Origin of the sequence: Vreelandella nigrificans, from assembly GCF_002374315.1 — a bacterium.
Classification (GTDB): Bacteria; Pseudomonadota; Gammaproteobacteria; order Pseudomonadales; family Halomonadaceae; genus Vreelandella; species Vreelandella nigrificans.
In genome coordinates, this window is the sequence record NZ_NWUX01000072.1 from 1 (window position 1) to 754 (window position 754).

The 754-nt window shown below is 57.8% G+C and carries 1 protein-coding gene; it reads left to right on the top strand.

Annotation, left to right across the window (positions count from 1 at the left end):
- On the top strand, positions 1-754 hold a 754-nt coding region (locus tag CPA45_RS22525), incomplete at both ends, for a biotin/lipoyl-containing protein (RefSeq protein WP_208858589.1).

The following is a 754-nucleotide window of genomic DNA, read 5'->3' on the forward strand; positions in this document are numbered from 1 at the left end:
AATTGCCGGTGGTGGTGATGCTGCGGAAGAAGCGGCGCCAGCCCAGGAAGCTCAGTCAACGCCAACCAGCGAGCCAGAAGAAGCGGCGGCTGAAACTGAAGAAGAGACCGGCAGCGGTGAGCCTGAGCGCAAAGAGATTCGCGTGCCGGATCTATCTGGTTCTGCCGATGTGCCGATTATTGAGATCGGCGTTGCAGTTGGCGATGAAGTCAATGAAGAAGACCCGTTGATCACACTGGAGTCTGACAAAGCCTCCATGGACGTGCCGAGCCCTTATAAAGGCAAGCTCTTGGAGCTTACTGTAAAAGAGGGAGACAGCGTCTCTGAAGGCGATGTGATCGGCTATATCGAAGTGGCTGCTAGTGGTGGTGCGAAAAAAGCCGCACCCAAAAAAGCCGCGCCAGAAAAAGCTCAGCCCGCTAGCAAGCCTGCTGCTTCTCCTTCTGGTACGCCCAGTCCAGAAGCGCAGATGGCGGCTCATAAGCCTCGCGATGGCAAGTTGGTACACGCAGGCCCAGCAGTGCGCATGCTGGCTCGTGAGCTTGGTGTTGATCTTGGCTTGGTTAAGCCCAGTGGTCCGAAAGAGCGGGTGCTCAAAGAGGACGTGCATGCCTATGTGAAGCAGGCCATTGCCAACCAGGGTAAAGCCCAGGCTGCGGCGCCTGCTGCCACTGGTAGTGCGGGCATACCGGCGGTGCCGGAAGTCGACTTCAGTCAGTTTGGCGAAGTGGAAGAGAAGCCGATGGGCCGCCTG